This is a genomic window from Paenibacillus sp. FSL R10-2199 (assembly GCF_038000235.1).
GTDB classification, from domain to species: Bacteria; Bacillota; Bacilli; order Paenibacillales; family Paenibacillaceae; genus Paenibacillus_AQ; species Paenibacillus_AQ phytohabitans.
On the sequence record NZ_JBBOBO010000001.1, the window covers coordinates 1,111,320 to 1,128,910 of the forward strand.

At 53.2% G+C, this 17,591-nt stretch carries 17 protein-coding genes; 14 read left to right on the forward strand and 3 right to left on the reverse strand.

Annotated features, from left to right (window positions below; all coding sequences use genetic code 11):
- The first annotated feature begins 232 nt into the window (after positions 1–232).
- The 5 genes from NYE33_RS04930 (at position 233) to NYE33_RS04950 (ending at position 5,470) form a co-directional block, all read left to right on the forward strand.
- Positions 233–1,438, forward strand: a complete 1,206-nt coding sequence (locus tag NYE33_RS04930) for an ATP-binding protein (protein WP_341064931.1) — start codon at positions 233–235, stop codon at positions 1,436–1,438.
- An 89-nt stretch (positions 1,439–1,527) separates the two neighbouring features.
- Complete coding sequence (locus NYE33_RS04935; protein ID WP_341064932.1) at positions 1,528–1,986, forward strand: tetratricopeptide repeat protein; 459 nt, start codon at positions 1,528–1,530, stop codon at positions 1,984–1,986.
- A gap of 20 nt (positions 1,987–2,006) precedes the next feature.
- A complete protein-coding gene (locus NYE33_RS04940; RefSeq protein WP_341064935.1) occupies positions 2,007–2,819 on the forward strand; it encodes a sugar phosphate isomerase/epimerase family protein in 813 nt (270 codons plus the stop codon).
- A 289-nt stretch (positions 2,820–3,108) separates the two neighbouring features.
- Positions 3,109–4,815: an ABC transporter ATP-binding protein gene (locus NYE33_RS04945; protein WP_341064937.1), complete on the forward strand. Its 1,707-nt coding sequence runs from the start codon at positions 3,109–3,111 to the stop codon at positions 4,813–4,815.
- A gap of 79 nt (positions 4,816–4,894) precedes the next feature.
- Positions 4,895–5,470, forward strand: a complete 576-nt coding sequence (locus NYE33_RS04950) for a GNAT family N-acetyltransferase (protein WP_341064940.1) — start codon at positions 4,895–4,897, stop codon at positions 5,468–5,470.
- A 420-nt stretch (positions 5,471–5,890) separates the two neighbouring features.
- Here the strand turns inward: NYE33_RS04950 and infC are convergent, their stop codons facing one another.
- Positions 5,891–6,403: a translation initiation factor IF-3 gene (gene infC / locus NYE33_RS04955; protein ID WP_341064943.1), complete on the reverse strand. Its 513-nt coding sequence runs from the start codon at positions 6,401–6,403 to the stop codon at positions 5,891–5,893.
- A 192-nt stretch (positions 6,404–6,595) separates the two neighbouring features.
- Here infC and NYE33_RS04960 point away from each other — a divergent pair, with 192 nt between their 5' ends.
- On the forward strand, positions 6,596–7,177 hold the full coding sequence (locus NYE33_RS04960) for an RNA polymerase sigma factor (RefSeq protein WP_039296179.1): 582 nt from the start codon (positions 6,596–6,598) through the stop codon (positions 7,175–7,177).
- Positions 7,170–8,015 (forward strand): anti-sigma factor, encoded by an 846-nt coding sequence (locus NYE33_RS04965; protein WP_341064945.1) that lies wholly within the window; start codon positions 7,170–7,172, stop codon positions 8,013–8,015. Before NYE33_RS04960 ends, NYE33_RS04965 begins: the two co-directional genes overlap by 8 nt.
- Positions 8,016–8,213: 198 nt before the next feature.
- Here NYE33_RS04965 and NYE33_RS04970 read toward each other — a convergent pair whose 3' ends face one another.
- Both NYE33_RS04970 and NYE33_RS04975 read right to left on the reverse strand, forming a co-directional pair.
- Entirely contained in the window at positions 8,214–9,464 is a 1,251-nt protein-coding gene (locus NYE33_RS04970) for an MFS transporter (protein WP_341064948.1), read from the reverse strand.
- On the reverse strand, positions 9,461–10,633 hold the full coding sequence (locus NYE33_RS04975; RefSeq protein ID WP_341064951.1) for a serine hydrolase domain-containing protein: 1,173 nt from the start codon (positions 10,631–10,633) through the stop codon (positions 9,461–9,463). The genes NYE33_RS04970 and NYE33_RS04975 overlap by 4 nt, the downstream gene beginning before the upstream one ends.
- A gap of 176 nt (positions 10,634–10,809) precedes the next feature.
- Here NYE33_RS04975 and NYE33_RS04980 point away from each other — a divergent pair, with 176 nt between their 5' ends.
- The 7 genes from NYE33_RS04980 (at position 10,810) to NYE33_RS05010 (ending at position 17,538) form a co-directional block, all read left to right on the forward strand.
- Positions 10,810–11,268 (forward strand): Lrp/AsnC family transcriptional regulator, encoded by a 459-nt coding sequence (locus NYE33_RS04980; RefSeq protein ID WP_340948602.1) that lies wholly within the window; start codon positions 10,810–10,812, stop codon positions 11,266–11,268.
- A gap of 138 nt (positions 11,269–11,406) precedes the next feature.
- Entirely contained in the window at positions 11,407–12,453 is a 1,047-nt protein-coding gene (locus NYE33_RS04985; RefSeq protein ID WP_341064953.1) for a DUF4097 family beta strand repeat-containing protein, read from the forward strand.
- Positions 12,454–12,477: 24 nt separating this feature from the next.
- Positions 12,478–13,155 (forward strand): response regulator transcription factor, encoded by a 678-nt coding sequence (locus NYE33_RS04990; protein WP_081956746.1) that lies wholly within the window; start codon positions 12,478–12,480, stop codon positions 13,153–13,155.
- A 9-nt stretch (positions 13,156–13,164) separates the two neighbouring features.
- On the forward strand, positions 13,165–14,547 hold the full coding sequence (locus NYE33_RS04995) for a sensor histidine kinase (RefSeq protein ID WP_341064954.1): 1,383 nt from the start codon (positions 13,165–13,167) through the stop codon (positions 14,545–14,547).
- Between the two features lie 156 nt (positions 14,548–14,703).
- Positions 14,704–15,027, forward strand: a complete 324-nt coding sequence (locus tag NYE33_RS05000; RefSeq protein ID WP_042140481.1) for an ArsR/SmtB family transcription factor — start codon at positions 14,704–14,706, stop codon at positions 15,025–15,027.
- A 19-nt stretch (positions 15,028–15,046) separates the two neighbouring features.
- The gene (locus tag NYE33_RS05005; RefSeq protein ID WP_042140480.1) at positions 15,047–15,556 is read left to right on the forward strand and encodes an SRPBCC domain-containing protein; all 510 of its coding nucleotides are present in this window, start codon (positions 15,047–15,049) and stop codon (positions 15,554–15,556) included.
- 251 nt (positions 15,557–15,807) lie between these two features.
- Positions 15,808–17,538, forward strand: coding sequence for an Imm51 family immunity protein (locus NYE33_RS05010; protein ID WP_341064955.1), 1,731 nt, complete (start codon positions 15,808–15,810; stop codon positions 17,536–17,538).
- Positions 17,539–17,591: the final 53 nt, after the last annotated feature.

Sequence of the window (17,591 nt, forward strand, 5' to 3'; positions counted from 1 at the left end):
GATGCAGTTATTTAGGCATGTCCATTGATTATAGCAGAGTCCATAACATGTGGTAAAATAATGGAAAATCATAGAAGATTATAATAGTAATCCGGTTTAGCTTTACTTATAATAATAGATTAGCGTAATGTTCTAAGTATAGTGCACAGAACACAAATGCAGATACCATACCAGTATTGGAGCCGAAAGGAAGTTAACCTTGTTTGAGACGTTGCTTCTTAATTTCTTGTTTATGCTGTTTCCGGTACTTATCTTTCTGATCTTCTTTGAGAATAGGCCGCACGCCTATAACCGGAAGATTCTTGTGCTGCTCACAGCTATAACCATGATCCTGTGTATCGCCAAGCCGATCCGGCTGGAGACGGGGTTTATCTTTGACCTGCGGTATGTTCCGTTTCTTATCGCAGCTTTGTATGGAGGGTACAAAAATGTTCTTCCGCTCTATCTGATACTAAACGTATACCGTTTCTATATAGGCGGAGAGGGAACGATTCACTCGTTTCTTTTTTCAACAGCAGTTCTGATCGTTGTGCCGTTATTAAGTTCAAGATTTATCCGTTCGAAGCCAAGGACACGGATCAGCTGGGCAACCGTCATTGCCGTGCTTACGATGGGCTGTTATCTGATTGTGCTGAGCATGGTTATGGAGTCGCTGGATATGCAGTTCTGGATGCTCACCTTCTATGCTTTGACCACTCATGCAGCAGTGATGGCGGTCTTAATGATTCTGCTGGAGCAGATCATTACCAATCTTAAGAATCGTGACCGGATTATGCAGTCGGAGCGGCTTAATGTGGTTAGTGAGCTGGCGGCCAGCGTCTCCCATGAGATGCGGAATCCGTTAACCGTGACGAGCGGGTTCCTTCAGCTGCTGAACAAATCGAAGACGCTTACGCCCGAAGAGAAGGGATATATTGAACTGTCGCTGCTGGAGCTGAACCGGGCGGAGAAGATCATCAGCGATTATCTCTCTTTTGCCAAGCCGCAGTCGGAGAATATGGTCTACTCCAACCTCCAGGCTGAGTGTGAGTACACCAAGAATGTCATCATGCCGTATGCCACAATCCACAAAGTAGCGGTCGAGTTCAGCTTCAACAACTCACTCTGCGCCCATTATGACCGGAATCTGATGCAGCAATGTCTGATTAATCTGTACAAAAACGGAATCGAAGCGATGAAGGGAATGGATGACGGCGTTCTGACCATTGATATCTCCGAAAGAAAACAGAATATTATTATTAGCATCCGCGACACCGGTATCGGGATGACGAAGGATGAAATCTCACGTCTGGGCAAACCCTACTATTCCACCAAAGAAGAAGGTACGGGTCTGGGAATGCTCATGGCTTACAGTGCGATCAACAAAGTTAAGGGAGTTATCGAGGTTAGAAGCGAAAAAGGAAAGGGAACCACCTTCGAGATCGCCATCCCGGCTTAGGACGGACAGGGCAACAGTGGGAAACTCTCCGTGAAAATGATAAAGTAACTCTTAGAGGAATGGATATATTAACCGGGAGGCTGTTTGTAATGAGACAAGAGTTAATTGCACAATTGAATGCTTGGCATGAGGAAGATGAATTCGAACAAATCGTATCCCGCATCAAAGAGGTTCCTACCCCGCTGATCGATGATGAGCTGGCGGTTCATCTGGGCCGGGCGCTCAATAATCTGGGACGTTATAAGGAAGCGCTTAAATGGTTCAACAAGACTGCCGACAAAGGCAAAAAAGATCCGCTGTGGCATTTCCGCGTCGGTTACGCGCATTATTATCTGGACCAGTATGATGAGGCGATCAAGGCTTTTGAAAAGGCTCATAAGCTGGACCCTGAGGATCAGGACATTATTGAGTTCCTGGAATGGAGCCGGAATGAAGCGGGCGTGCAGGAGAGTCCTGACGATTCTGAGGATTCTGGGGATGCTGAGGATTCGGCCGAAGAAGCGGACGGTAACTCGGATTCTAAGGATACAGAGGATACTAAGCGTTAGGCTGAGAGGGGCTGGAGAGCTTGAAGCTGTCGGTATTTTACAATCATATTGTGAAGGCAAGCGAGCAGAGCGGCCTGCCGCTTACGGATGTACTGGACAAAGTGTATGCCTATGGCATTGAGGCGGTAGAGCTTGATCTGGAAGAGGCGCTGACCGGTACAGAGGCGATGAAAAAAAGGCTGGATGCAGCGTCGATCTCCGTGGCGTCGATGTATGCTTTTTTTGACTTCGGCAATCAGCCTGCACCGGAGCCGGGGTATGCATTTATTGATACGGCAGCCTACCTCGGGGCCGGTAAGGTACTTGTCATTCCGGGCTTCATGGAAGAGACGGCCACCCCGGAGGCGCGGGGCCAGGCTCTTCAGAGCATGGCTGCTGCGCTGAATGCCATTTGTGATTACGCGGAGCGTAAGGGCATCCGTGTAACGATGGAGGACTTCGACGATATCCGGGCGCCGTTCTCGTCGGCGGACGAGCTGCTCTGGTTCCTGGAGCAGGTGCCTAAGCTGGCGATCACGTTCGATACCGGGAACTTCATCTACCGCGGCGAGGATGAACTGGAAGCGTTCACGAAGCTGAAGGACCGGATAATCCATGTCCACTGCAAGGACCGGTCGCTGGAAGACAGCGGCGGGGAGCCCAGAATCAGCGCAAGCGGGATTCCGCTGTATCCGTCCCCTGCAGGCTCAGGCTGCATCCGGATCGCCGAGGTGCTCCGGCTGCTGAAGGCAGAGGGATACGCAGATACGCTGGCCATCGAGCATTTCGATGCTGTAGACCAGCTGGGTTATATGGAGCAATCGGCGGCTTGGCTGCGCTCCATGCTGGATTAGGAACAAGACAATCTTACAATCGGGGTGAAATGGATGCCATACCGTACCGTCGTAAGGAACTAGTTATCGGGCTGGGTTGAACGCGTACCAGCCATCAAGGGGGCAGTCTGCCTTTTTGATCACATGATAACTATAACCTTGGACGGTGCCAGGCATTCATTTTTAGAGCCGGGACACTGAGTTATCCAACGTAAGGACCATACTGCATATGCAGGGGGTTCATTAGCGTGGGGTGGCGAAGCGTGGTCCCGGCTTTTTTATACTCATTTCAAGATTGGAGATTGTAATTATGCTGCGGAAATGTCTTGTCCACCTCAAAGGGTGGATTGCTCTGTATATCCTTCTTGGTTTCATCATTCAGTTCATAAGCAGTCTGGGCATAGTGGTCTTTCAGAAGATTCTCGATCAGGCGGTGGATGGAACGGGCTTCAGTGAAATCACACATTGGATTGTCGTCTACGGGGTGCTGCTGGGCGCGAATGTACTTCTGAATTATGCGGATGAATATCCGGGCGCCCATCTGTCAAACAGCATCACGGAAAGGCTGAAGATCCTGGCCTTGTCCAAAATCTCCAGAATGGATTATACCGCCTATCAGAATATGGGCACAGGCCAGATGATCAAGGTAATTGAGAACGGCGCGTCGGCCGGGAACAGCATTCTGTTTACTTTTATTCTGGGGACACTGCATGAGCTGCTGCCTACCATCCTCTTCAGCTTGTTCTTCATCAGCTATTATGACCTCAGAATCATGCTGGTGATTGCGGGCGGGTATGTGGTGATCTTCGTGATCACGAATGTGCTGCTGAAATACCTTTACCGGATTAAAGCGGCTGTGCTTAAGGAGCAGGAGTCCATGTCCCGCTATTCAATCCGCGGATTCATGGAGCTGGTTGTGTTCCGGACCAATAAGAAGTATGCGCAGGAGATCGGCAGATTGAACGAGACCGCACGGCAGATTATCAGCAAAAGCGCTCAGCTGCAGATGATCCATGAGTCTTTTTTTGCCTTATTCGAGTTGTTCATTACGGTCATTAAAGTGATTGTCCTGCTCTATGGAGTGAAGAATGTGGTGTCCGGGCAGGCCTCGGTCGGGGTGATGGTGGCCTTGTTCATGTTCATTGAGAAAATATATACACCGATTGCCATCTTCAACGTGTTATTCGTCGGCTACAAGCTGAACAGGGTGACCTATCAGCGGTTCGGTGAATTTCTGAACGCTCCGGAGGACGCCAATCTGGAGAAGGGGAAGGCGGTGGCCGGGCTGCAGGGCGATCTTGAATTCAGGGACGTGTCCTTCGGCTACGGGGAGGTTCAGGTGCTGGACCGGTTGTCCTTCTCCATCACGCACGGAACCTCGGTTGCACTGGTTGGCTTAAGCGGAAGCGGAAAGTCGACGGTCATTAAGCTGATTACGGGCCTGCTGAAGAAAAGCGGCGGCAAGCTGCTGGTGGACGGCACGGATATCGATGAGCTGAGCCTGAACAGCTACTATGATCATATCTCTTATCTGTCGCAGGACAGTCCGGTATTCGATACTACGATCAGGGGCAATATGGTGTTTGACCAGGATGTGCCGGATGAGGAGCTGTATGCGGTTCTGGATAAGGTCCATCTGAAGGAGAAGGTGCTGGAGCTGCCGGAGAGGCTGGAGACGATGGTGGGTGAGCGGGGCCTGAAGTTGTCGGGGGGTGAGCGGCAGCGGCTGGCTTTTGCCCGGGCGCTCCTGCAGAAGCGGAATCTGATCATCCTCGATGAACCGGTCTCGGCGCTGGATAATATTACGGAGAAAAGCCTGATGGAAACGGTGTTTGCAGAGTTCAGGAACAAGACGGTTATTATTATTGCGCACCGGCTGAATTTCATCAGCGGAGTAGACCGGATTCTGGTGATGGAGCAGGGAAGGCTGGTAGGGGAGGGGGATTTCGATTCCCTGATCCGCAGCTGTGATGCCTTCAGAACGCTGTGGAATAACGGCAGGGGGCAAACGGATTAAATCATCTTTTACCTTGTGGACCTTCTTTCGCTTGTACTATGCTGGGTTACAGACAGGACTTGAAAGCGGGGCCACCTAAATGAATATAACGTTAGCTGCGATGAGGCTCGAAACAGAGCGTCTGATCATCCGTCCTTATATTGAAAGTGATCTTGGCGCCTCCTTCGCGCTGATGCAGAATCCGGAGGTGCTAACCTTCATGCATATGGAGGTCATGCAGCGGCATGAATATGAAGGATTGTTCCGCTGGCTGATGTTCAGCTATCATACGCCGTTTGAGCTGCCGTTCAAATATTCGTTCGCGGTTTGCAGCAAGGCAACCGGACAGCTGATCGGCTGGTGCGGCCTCGGCGTACTGGATTTCAGCGCACCGGATACCGAGCTGTATTATCTGATCGGGCGTGAGCATTGGGGCCGGGGGTATGCCACCGAGGCCGCCCGGGCGCTCACGGCTTATGCCTTCAATGTAATCGGGCTGGACCGGTTATATGCCAAGGCAGATCCGCGGAACACAGCGTCGCTCGGAGTATTCCAGAAGCTGGGCTTCCGGTTTGAACGGGAGCTGGCCGGACTAACCGGCGATTATGAGGACTGCAACGGTGAGCTGCTGCATGTGCTGGAAAGGTTGCGGTTTGCTGGGCGGCTTGGCAGTTGAAGATAACCCTAGGATGAGCGGGAGATGTATGAAAGACGAGTAGAAGATGAGCGGCCAGGCGGGGCAAGATGAGTGGAAGAAGATGGGGTTCAAGAATAACGGCTTTGCCTTCCTGTAATAGGACGGCAAAGCCGTTTCCACTTCATGGATAAGAATGTATATGCTCCGAACTAGAGAGAACGAACGGACAAGCTCGGATGCTATGAGGGCCGGAAGCAGTTATGGATATTGTCCACTTGCTGATGAACGATAGAACCCTGCTCCAATAATAGTTGGACAAACAGCACTTAAATCCTCCCTTTTCACTCACAGTAGCTAAACCTAACAATATTAGATGTTGTTTTTCCACTTGCTTCGGTCCATCCCTCAGAAACAGGTGAATTAAGATACCTTTTTCCACTTGTTGCTCTCACAGCAATATTACGTACGCGGATTTACCCGTACCTGTGCACCTTTGCCGCTGGTCTGAATTCCGGTGGTTTTGCTTCCGGCCTCTTTCAGATCTGCAAGCAGACGCTCCAGGACTGTCTTAGCGGCAGCCGCTTCCTTCGCACCGGAAGACTTCACAACCAGCTGCACCGGCTTGCCGGAGCGCAGATGCTTGTCCGCCTGACGCAGCTTCGTGTCGTAGTCATGCTCTTCAATATGGGCGGTGAAGCGCAGCTCCTTCACCTTCTCATGGCTGCCTCCGCCGCCTTGCGGACGGCTGGTATCGCCCTTGCGGGCCGCTTGCGCAGCGGCTTTGCCTTTGCCCTTGGCGACCAGGCTGCAGGGCGGCGGACTGCTCATCAGCGAGGTGCAGACCAGATCGGCTCCTGCGGATCTGGCCATAGCCAGCGCCTCGTCTCTGGATACGGTGCCGAGCTTCTGGCCCTTCAGCCCGGTAAGCTCGACCTCAGCTGCTCTAATCTGTTCATTAATAAGTACGGCCACGGAAATGAATCCTCCCTTTGCGGATATGATATAGCTATCATATATGGAAGCCGGCCTGGCTTCAATTCCGGAGGGCATGATCTTTGATTCAAAGTTGAGCCGCTTGTGCAAAGCGGTTATACTCAGTGAAACGCAGGAAGTTCAGCGCTGGAGTGCCGGGGTACTAAATTTTTGTTGAATGGGGGATGGCAATTGAATGACACAGCTGACGATAAGCAGTTAATTCTGCTTATTGCACAGAAAGACTCGAATGCCCTCGAACTGCTCTATGACCGATATGAACGGGTAATCTATAGTTTCGCTTACCAGATCGTGAAGGATTCGATGGCCGCTGAAGAAGTAATGCAGGAACTGTTCCTGCGGGTATGGAAGAATGCGGAGCAGATTGATTTCGGCAGGGGCAAGCTGCTTACCTGGATGTTCGCAGTTACCCGCAATCTGGCGATTGATCATCTCCGCAAGCGCAGCTCCCGGCTGCCGCAGCAATCTGCAGACTCCGGGAATCTGGATATGATTCAGGACCATACAAAGCTGACCGAGGATCTCGTTGAGCTGCAGATGGCCGGGGAACAGATCAGGGACGCGCTGCTGGGGCTCAGCCGGGATCAGCAGCAGGTGATGGATATGATTTATTATCAGGGCTATACCCAGCAGGAAGTAGCGAACCTTGCGGCAATTCCGCTGGGGACGGTCAAAGGAAGGGTCCGATTGGCAATGAAGCAGCTGCACAAATCATTACGGCACTGGGGAAGGAGGGATCATGCGCATGAGTGAACATAAGGATGATCTCTGTGAACTGGCCGAATTATATGTTCTGGGCGCACTGACGCCAGAAGAGACAGCGCAGTTCGCTGCCCATGCAGAAGCCTGCAGTGAATGCAAGGAGCTGGTAAGTGAATACCGGCAGGTACTGGACCATCTTCCCCTTGCTTCCGAGCCCGCAGAGCCGCCTTCCGGAATGAAGGATCGGATATTATCACGGGTATTAGAGTCGGAAAAGTTGAGTACACCGGCTGCTCCGCCGAAAGCCAGCCCTAATATTCAGCCTGCGGCAGAACGCACCATTGAGCGTGAGTCCGTTAAGGTGGCACTTATAGAACAGGGCATGCCCAAGGCGAGAATCCCGGAGCCTAGAAAGACCCGCTTCTGGGGGTACTTAAGCCTCGGACTGGCTGTGGCCGTGCTGCTGCTGATTGTCTATACCGGCCAGCTGCGCGGCGATGTAGACCAGCTGCAGCGGCAGATTGCCTCCGGCACCGGGCCCTTGCAGGGGCTTAAGGTGAATGAGACGGTGGCGCTTAGCCCGGCGGGAGAGGCTGTTTCGGCCAAGGGTGTAGCGACCATTGTCACTGATACATCCGGGACCCACCTCGTAATCCAGGCGGAGGATCTGCCGGAGCTTACAGGCACAGAGGTCTATCAGGTATGGCTGATCAAAGGGGATACGCCGCAGAATGCGGGCACCTTCATCTCACAGAACGGAAACGGGGCACTCTATTATTCGTTTGATCCGAAGGCCTACGATACCGTGGCAATTACGCTGGAGCCGGATGACGGGGGAGACGCCCCGCGGGGACAGATCATTCTGGCAGCGCCGATTAAGCAGGGGTAGCAGCTGAATTCGCAATGCCGATATTGGCGGGAACCTAATGTATATTGAAGAACAGCCGGGAGGGTTCCCGGCTGTTTTTGCACAAATATAAGAATTTATAGGTTTCACATGATAACTTATCCTTCTATTTTCTCGTTTCCACTTGTGGACAGAAAGATTATACAGCACCTGCAAATGAGGAATAACGAGGTCGTGAAGTTATTTATCGCGATGGATGTCCATGGTTCCTGGAGGGAATCCATGCGTTCTGCTGCGCCGGACTATCCATACAGAGAGGGCCAGCAAGACAAACAACGCCCATGGGAATGACATGACACCCGTTGTTTCAAGAAGAATTCCACCGATTATACCGCCTCCGCCAATGGCCAGATTCCATGCGGTTACAAGCATGGATTGCGCTACATCTGCACTCTCTCCACCTGCTGCAGCCATTGCTGTTTGCAGCAGCGTGGCTGCTCCCCCGAACGTTAAGCCCCATACAGCAGCTACTAGATAGATTACAACAGGCTTGCCGCTGCCTATGCTGAGCAGAACAGATGCCAATGCAAATGCAGTGAGGCTAATCAGAACCAGCAGCCTCAGGTGACGATCTATCCAGATACCTGTTAACCAGATGCCAAGAAGTGCTGTAATACCGAAAATAAGAAGCACCAGGTCCACGCGTCCGGTTAGCCCGGCCTGAGTAAGGTACGGTGCTATATAGGTATACAGGATATTGTGGGCCAGTACCCAGGCCAGCACGACAAACAGGATCGGCCGCACTCCGGGGCTTGTGAAGACCTTATTTAGAGGGAGCCGCTTATCTGCAGCTTCTCCCGGATAGTCCGGCAGCTTCCAGAGTATCCAACTGGTCAGCAGCAGAGCGAACAGCGACAAGACTCCAAAGATATTACGCCAGCCTGCAAGATCACCCAAAAACGTTCCGGCAGGGACACCGAGAGCCAGAGCAAGCGGCGTTCCCGCCATTGCAATAGCCATAGCCCGTCCCTTAAGCTGCTCCGGTACCATGCGCCGTGCATAGCCTGCGATCATTCCCCACAGGACACCAGCGGACACACCCGCGAAGAAACGGGCCGCAAGCGTCAGGGGATAGCTCGAAGATAAGGCAGTAACGGTATTGAATATGAGAAAACCAAGGATGCAAATGAGTAGCAAGGGTCTCCGCCTCCAGCCGCGTGTTACCGTGGTCAATGGAATGGCGGCGAGTAAAGAACCCAGGGCATAGAGGGTAACAAGCTGACCCGCCATGGCCTCTGTTACTCCAATCCCCTTACTGATCTGAAGCAGGAGTCCGGCGGGAATCGTTTCAGTCAGAATACAGATAAACCCGGTCATTGCCAGAGCAAGTAATCCGGTCCAGGGAAGGCGTACGGAAGCAGGGGCACTGGAGCTTTGCTGCGGGGAAGCAATTGTGCTGCTCCTCCCGGCGTTCTCTTTTATGTTGTTCATGACGGGTCCAATCTGCCATAGATAGCATTGCAAAGATCAACCGTGAACGGACCTGACATGCCCTCCAGTGCGGTATTGGTGAAGGCTACCACGCTTAGACGCTGCCTGGTATCGACGAACCACGAATGGCCATAGGTGCCGCCCATGCGCCATGTACCAAGGGACTCCGCTGTGTCTGCGGCAGCAGGATCTTTAAGGACTGTGATCCCCAGGCCGAAACCCCGTCCCGGCCAGAAGGGCATGGGCAGGTCACCAATCTGGTTGGCGGTCATTTCGCGGACCAGGGATTCCGGCAGCAGGGGCGCTCCTCCTTTCCGCAACGTTTCCAGCAGCTGCAGAAAATCTCCGGCGCTGCCTACCATACCGGCTCCCCCGGAAGCGTAGGCAGTACTGTCTAACGCCCTGCCCGGGGCGAGCCGGAATCCCGCAGTTCCTTCTACAAAGGCCAGCCTATCGGGATTCTTCATAGGCCGCAGTCCCGGAATGTCATCGGCATAAGCTGTGGTCAGGCGCTTCGGGTCCACGGCTATGAAACTGGTATCCGTCATATCGAGGGGTTGAGTAATAAGTGAGCGGATCGTTTCACTGAGTGTGTTCCCGCTAACGTTAGCAATTACTGCCCCCAGCACATCTGTGGCAATAGAATACCTCCACTGGGTGCCTGGTTTATAGAGAAGTGGGACAGACGCGAGGCGCTTCAGGTTCTCTTCAAGCGTGATACCAGACTGATCCATGCCATCAGATACACCAGCCTGCTCATAGGAACCGCCCTCTTCCTGAAAGAAGCGGTAGGTCAGACCAGCAGTGTGCGTCATTAAGTGACGGACAGTCATTGCTGCAGTCTCTCCATTCTCCAGCCGTGGCTTAAAGTCCGGCAGCCACCGGTCTACACGGTCATCCAGCTTCAGGCGATCTTGCGCCACCAGAATCAGGGCTGCCGTAGAGGTAATCGGTTTGGAAACCGAGGCAAGCCGGAACAACGCGTCCTCCCGCATAGGGTGGTTTAGCTCACGGCTAGCATAGCCAGCAGCACGGCTATAGATGAGTTGTCCATCTAACGCTACCTTTATGACAACACCTGCCAGGCGTTTGTCGGTTAGTGTCTCATCAATGACCTTGTCGATCCGCTCCGGAATACGGTTAGGGTTGATTGTGTTCGAATAGGGCATACTCAACATCCTTTCGCATAGTTAAAGCAGCAACTGTCTTCGCTTTACTATTGTAAGTAAAGTATATAAAATAAATTAACTTGAATACATGAGCCGATAAAGGTAAAACCCACATATAACATTTAAAATAAAGGCATTTTAAACCGATAATCTTAAAATTAAAGGAGGGGTCAAAAATGGACTCTATTGATAAGCAAATTCTGTTTCATCTGCAAAGTCAGGCGAGAATTTCCATGACAGAGCTGGGGAAAAGCGTAGGTTTGTCTCAGCCCGCAGTAACGGAAAGAGTGAAGCGGATGGAGGAAAATGGGGTGATCAAGGAGTACCGGACGATCATTTCTCCGGAGAAAATCGGGAAACAGGCAGCTGCCTATATACTTTTCCACTCCAGAGAGTGTCATGCCTTTCTGGACTTCTGCCGTACCCATCCCGATGTCGTCGAATGCTATCGCATCAGCGGAGAACACAATTATCTGTTAAAAGTCATGTCAGACTCCACTCGGGGTCTTGAGGAGTTTGGAAATCAGTGTGATAAATACGGGAATTATACGATTCTAATCGTCATGTCATCCCCTATTGAGCCTAAAAATCTCATTCCTTCGCTGGAGGAAGCAAGCGTAAACCTGCTTAAATAGAAAATAAACAATAGGGCTCTTTAGAACTTGGGGCGGAGTCCCCAGATATTCTCATCAAACTCTAATCTCTCTGCAAAGTCTTTCTCATCAAGGATGGTATACCCTAAGGGTAATCACATGAACTGGAGGAGAGAGAATATGAGAAAGATGTGGAAACGGCTAATCACAAGCGCCTCGCTGGCAGCGGTATTAATGTACATGGGCATAGCGGATGGAGGGAGCGCCGGTGCGCGGCCGCTGTCCGAGGCGGACTTCGAATCCGCGCCAGCACAGGCCTCGGTGTCAGCTCCGGCGGCTCCAGTCTCTCTGCAGACAGCAGGGAAGAAGACGGGGACGGGCTACTCTTTTGACAAAGGCATTACCCGCGTCAGCCTGCCGGCCGGCACGGAAAGTGTCTCTATTGCCAATACGAACGGAACCATCGAAATTAAGCAGGGCAATGTCAAGGAGATGGAGGTCCATATGACCGTGACCGTCCATCAGGCAACCGCGGATGAGGCAAAGGCCGTAGCGGACAAGGCGGGGATGAAGGTTAGCAAAGGGGCTGATCTGGAGATTAGAACCTACAGCGAGTCTTATGGCAATTGGCGATATCCAAGCCTTGATCTGACGGTTACACTGCCGCAAGGCATGAAGGCCGAGCTTCAGGCAGAGACGGAGAACGGCAATCTTTCTTTGTCAAAAGTTTCTAGTACAGGTAGAATTGAGTTAGCGGCTGTGAACGGAAATATATCTGCTTCCGGCATAGGCAATGCGCTCAAATTACATACGGTGAATGGCAATGTGCAGGTCTCTGAAGCGAAGGACCGCGTAGAAGTCACAGTTACCAACGGCAACGTGAAGGCGGAGCAAATTGCCGGAGCCTTGACCCTGAAGGCCACAAACGGCAATTTGTCGGTGAAGGACGCATTGGCTGCTGTAGAAGCGGTTACCGTAGCCGGGAACATTCATATGAAGAGCCGGAAGGTCGGCGGAGACTGGAAGGTAACTACAGCGGTAGGGGACGTAGAGCTGGCCTGGCCGGGGAATGCGGGAGTCGTGGTCGATGCCGAATCCGCTTTTGAAGAGATTGAAACGGACTTCCCGCTGACAGTGAAGAATCACCGGGCCAGCGGGAAGCTGGGCGCAGGTACGTATCAGATCCGTGCCAAATCTATGGCCGGGTTGTCGCTAATGCAGAACTGATCTTGTGAAGAGGTGGACGAGAGGTTGAAGGAACGCGTATTGGTTATTGAGGATGAGCCTGCCATGATCCGCCTGCTGGAGCTGGAGCTGTCCTATGAAGGTTATGACATTACGGTTGCGTGCGATGGTCTTACGGGTGCCGGGAAAGCGCTGGGGGAGCATTTTGACATCATTCTGCTCGATTTGAATCTGCCGGGCATCAGCGGAATAGAAGTATGCAAGCGGGTACGCGCGGTGAAGCAGACTCCAATCATTATGCTGACTGCCAGGGACACGGTCAGTGACCGGGTCCGGGGACTGGATACCGGGGCGGATGATTATGTGCCGAAGCCCTTCGCTATCGAAGAGCTGCTGGCCCGCATGCGTTCCCTGCAGCGCAGGCTGCACGCCGCAGAAGCCGGAGATGAGGTCCTGCATGCCAAGGATCTGATACTGGACAGGGCTGCGCACCGGGTCAGCCGCGCCGGGCGCGAGATTGAATGCTCACAGCGCGAATTCGAGCTGCTGCACTGCCTGCTGGTCCATAAGAACCGGCTGATGAACCGTGAGGCACTGCTGAACCTGGTCTGGGGTTACTCATATGAAGGCGAGACGAATGTAGTGGATGTCTATATCCGGTATGTGCGCATGAAGGTGGATGAAGGCTTCAGCGAGAAGCTGATTCATACGGTCCGGGGCAGCGGATATATTCTGAGAGACTGAGGTGAGTGAATGAAGCCATGGACGTTCTCCCGTAAAGTCAGTGCTTCAATTGCGCTCACTGCACTGGCTGTTACGGCGGTGGTCAGCGGATTTGTCTATATTACCTTCAAACATTGGACAGACAGCCAGGAGACCCGGCTGCTGGATGCCAAGCTTAGACAGTTTGAGCTGCGGGTCGGAGAGGTGGAGTTCTTGCCGTCCCTGCTTCAGCCCGGATTGGGCAAGGGTAGCGGTGCAGCGGCTTTTTTGAAGCCGGATTTCTATGTCTTTGCCCCTGAGCTGGATAAAGGCCAGGTTCTGCAAATGCTGGATGCACGCGGGCGTGTGCTCGCAGAAGCGGGCGAGGGTGAACCGGCGCCCGGCTCAGATGTTTACAGCGCAGAGAAGGAGCTCTCCTTGCCCGTGTATGGCCTTGTCCGGCTGCAGCTTACGGACAGCGGGCAATCACGCAGCGCCACCGCTGAGAAGGAGGTGGGGAGACTGCTGCTGTTGGGTCTGCTGCTGGCTGCCGGAATGGCTGTGCTTGCAGGGGGAATCGTCTCCCGTTCAGCGCTGAAGCCGATTCGCAGCATGATTGGCGAGGTGCGCAGCATCGGAACGAACAGCTTATCCCGGCGGCTGCGTGTCCCTGCTGCCCAGGATGAGCTCCAGCAGTTGGGCGAGACCTTCAACGGGTTCTTGCATAAGCTGGAGGTCTCCTTCGACCAGCAGCGCCGCTTCATTGCCGATGCCTCCCATGAGCTTAAGACACCGCTGGCCATTATTGAAGGCCACACGCATATGATCCAGCGCTGGGGCAAGCAATCGCCGGAGGTGCTGGATGAGTCGCTGGCGTTCATGATGGATGAGACGCGGAGGATGAAGCAGCTGATCTCCCAGCTGCTTCTGCTTGCGGAAGCAGAGGCGGAGGCGCTGGCCCCGGAGGGCGGAGAAGAAGCCTGCAATCTGAAGTCCGTGCTGAACGAACTGCTGCCTCAGACTGTTCATGTTAATCCGGGGGTGCGGCTTGATTATGACGGCGGCTCTGGTGAACAGGCGCTGCCCATCCGGATGCCTGGCAGCGCCTGCTATCAGGTGCTCCGGAACATCGTGGAGAATGCGCTGAAATATACGCCTGAAGGCGGGGCGGTAATGATCGGGCATTCCCGTTCAGACGACGGGAAGGTGATCCTGACCATAGCCGATACAGGCATCGGAATATCCGCTGAGCAGCTGCCGCATATCTTCGAGCGCTTCTACCGTACGGAGGCTTCACGCAACCGCTCGCAGGGCGGCTCGGGCCTGGGTCTGGCCATTGCCAAAGCAATCATGGAGCGGTATGGCGGCTCCATCGCCATCGACAGCACGCCGGGACAAGGTACAACTGTAACGCTGACGTTTGCAGGAGTGTAAGCGGGTGGCGGTATGAGTAAGGTCTATTCAACGAATCAATAACCTGGTTTAGCAGAATAAATTATAATATTCCTTGACGGGAATATTCCTGTTCGGGTATATTGTAATTGTACACCACCAATAAATAATACAAGCTTTACTAAAGGAACATCTGAAATGGACACAACGACATTTAGCGCACTTGCCGAACCGACCCGCCTGCGGATGGTAGAGATTCTGAAGGAGGGGCCGCTGAGCGTAGGCGATATCGCTGAGCGGCTGGAGCTGCGGCAGCCTCAGGCTTCGAAGCATTTGCGCGTACTGCTGGAAGCCGGGCTGGTTGAGGTAGAGGCGGCAGCGAACCGCCGGAATTACAGGCTGCGTACAGAGCCGCTGGAGGCTATGGATGCTTGGCTGGAGGCCTACCGTAAGCTGTGGAGTGAACGCTTCGACAATCTGGATGAGTATCTCCGGAAGCTGCAATCCAAAGACAATTCATGATTATCAGGAGGGATTAGCAATGTCCAGCAAAATGATTTCGAGAGTAGAAGGTCTTGAACTGGTTCTTGAACGTGTATTCGATGCACCGCGTGAGCTTGTATTCAAAGTATTCTCCGAGGCTGAGCATCTGAAGCAGTGGTGGGGCCCGCGCGGCTGGATCGTTCCCTTCTGCAGCGTTGATTTTCGTCCGGGCGGCGTCTGGCACTACTGTATGAAATGTGTGGATGAGAAGCAGGGTGACTTCTTCGGCATGGAATCCTGGGGCAAAGGGGTCTACCATGAGATCACCGACGGCGAAAGTTTTGTCTATACCGATTACTTCTCGGATGCCGAAGGCAACGAAACCGAAGGCATGCCTTCCACGCTGGTCAGCATGTTCTTTGAAGAATACGATGGGAAGACGAAGCTGGTGAGCCGGTCGAAATACGATTCCGCGGAAGCGCTCAAGACGGTGATGGATATGGGGATGGAGCAGGGGATTACCGAAACCTGGGACCGCCTCGAGGAGCATCTGCAAGCGATTCAGTAACCGGACGGGCAGCGGAGCAGATAAGTGTAGTAAGAGCGATAATACGAAGAGGCTGTTTCCTTGCCGGATGTCGGCGGGGGATGGTCTCTTTTTTGAAAATACAGATTTATATATTGGGGGTATATCCCAAACCTATGTTTAGACCTGTCCATTCAGGGTGAATGGGTAATAGCGATTTAACTGACTGCAAGCAGTCCGGCAGCGATCGGGTACGGGCTTATTTGCAGTGTCACAATGGGGAGGCCGAAGGCATGGATGAGGAGTTGCTGGCACAGCTGAAACGCTGGCATGAAGATAATGAGTATCAGCAGATTGTGGACCGCATTCAGGAGATTCCGCCGGATGCAAGAGATTATGAGACTATCAGCCAGTTAGCCAGAGCCTACAACAACCTGGAATATTACGGGGAGGCATTGGAGCAGCTGCTCAGTATTGCGGGGGAGGGCGGGAATGATCCGCTGTGGCATTTTCGCATAGGGTATTCCTATTATTATCTGAAGCAGTATGAACAGGCTATAAGCGCATTTGAACAGGCGGACCAACTGGCTCCCGGGGATGGGGATACCCACATGCTGCTGAAGTGGAGCCGGAGCGGCGCGCAGCGGGAGAAGCGGGAGCAGGCAAGGCGTGCCGCAGCGCTGCGTGCCTCTAATGCACAGGGGGATGCGGACGGAAGAGAGCTGAACTCTTTCATCGAATACTGCGCGGATTTCTGGGAGGACAGCGACTATGCCCGGAAGGAGTATGTGTCGGCGCCGCCTAGTGACGAACTGATTGCTTCTGTGGAGCAGGAGCTGGGCTATAAGCTGCCGTCTTCTTACATCGCGATGATGAAGCAGCAGAACGGCGGGATTCCCCGCAACACCTGCTTCCCGGTGGAGGAATCCACCTCCTGGGCTGAAGATCATATCGCAATATCGGGAATTGCCGGTATCGGCCGGGACAAAAGCTACGCGCTCTGCGGCGATCTCGGCAGCCAGTTCATGATCGAGGAGTGGGGATACCCCGATATTGGAGTGGTTATTGGGGACTGTCCGTCTGCAGGCCACGATGTGGTGATGCTGGATTACCGCTACTGCGGGCCGGAGGGAGAACCCGAGGTCATTCATGTGGACCAGGAGAACAACTATGAAATTACGTTCCTGGCCAAGGATTATGAGACCTTCATCCGCGGGCTGGTGAGCGAGGAGGTCTATGACACATCGGAGGAAGATAAGCAGGACGATCTGCGGAAGGTAGCGGCCGGGCAATTCTCTCCTCTGCTTCAGGAGCTATGCGATAAAGTCACCGGAGTGGACAACATAGAGGGGATCATCCGCAGCATCTGCACCGCCATCGTTGAAGAGAAGGGGCATTTCTCTCTTCATGCAGACGAACGCTCGACCTTGATGTATGATCTGCAGTTCTGGCTGTACACCAGCGCCTATCCGCAGACGAACCGTGACCAATATCTTGAGGTCTATTCGAAAATAATCGCATTCGGCGGAGAATTCAGCACAGGCGGATACGCTCCGGGCTTCATCTCCGACTGGCTGGATGAACGGGTGCGGCAGGGAATGATCGTGGAGAGTGAGGGAGCACTGCGGTTCACGGATATAGCAGAGGAACAATTGCTTGAAAAGCTGAAGGAGGCGGAAGCCACGGAAGCGGTGGATGTTGAGCCTTTTATTATAGTAGAGCAGGAGAATGGCGGGAAATCTGTGATTCTGAACGTGGGCAGCTACAAGGCCGAAGTGTTTGCTGCGCGGGAAGAAGAGGGATTCGAAGGCAATGGATATGACTGGGGCTCTCTGGCTGCGGTATTCCTGGAAGAACAGATGCCTGAACTGGCCGGAATCATCCGGTTTGACCCGGAGGCCGGTATGTTCTGCGCGTATGCCTCCGATGGAGCTGCGGTCGTAGCCTTCGCCTCCGCATTCAAGCGGGCTTGTGAGGACGACGTATTGATCCGGGATCTATTCTCGCGTGCGGAGCTGGATTAAGCGGGGCGCTTGACCGGCATATAGAAACGGGGACTGCCGTTTTATAGGACAGT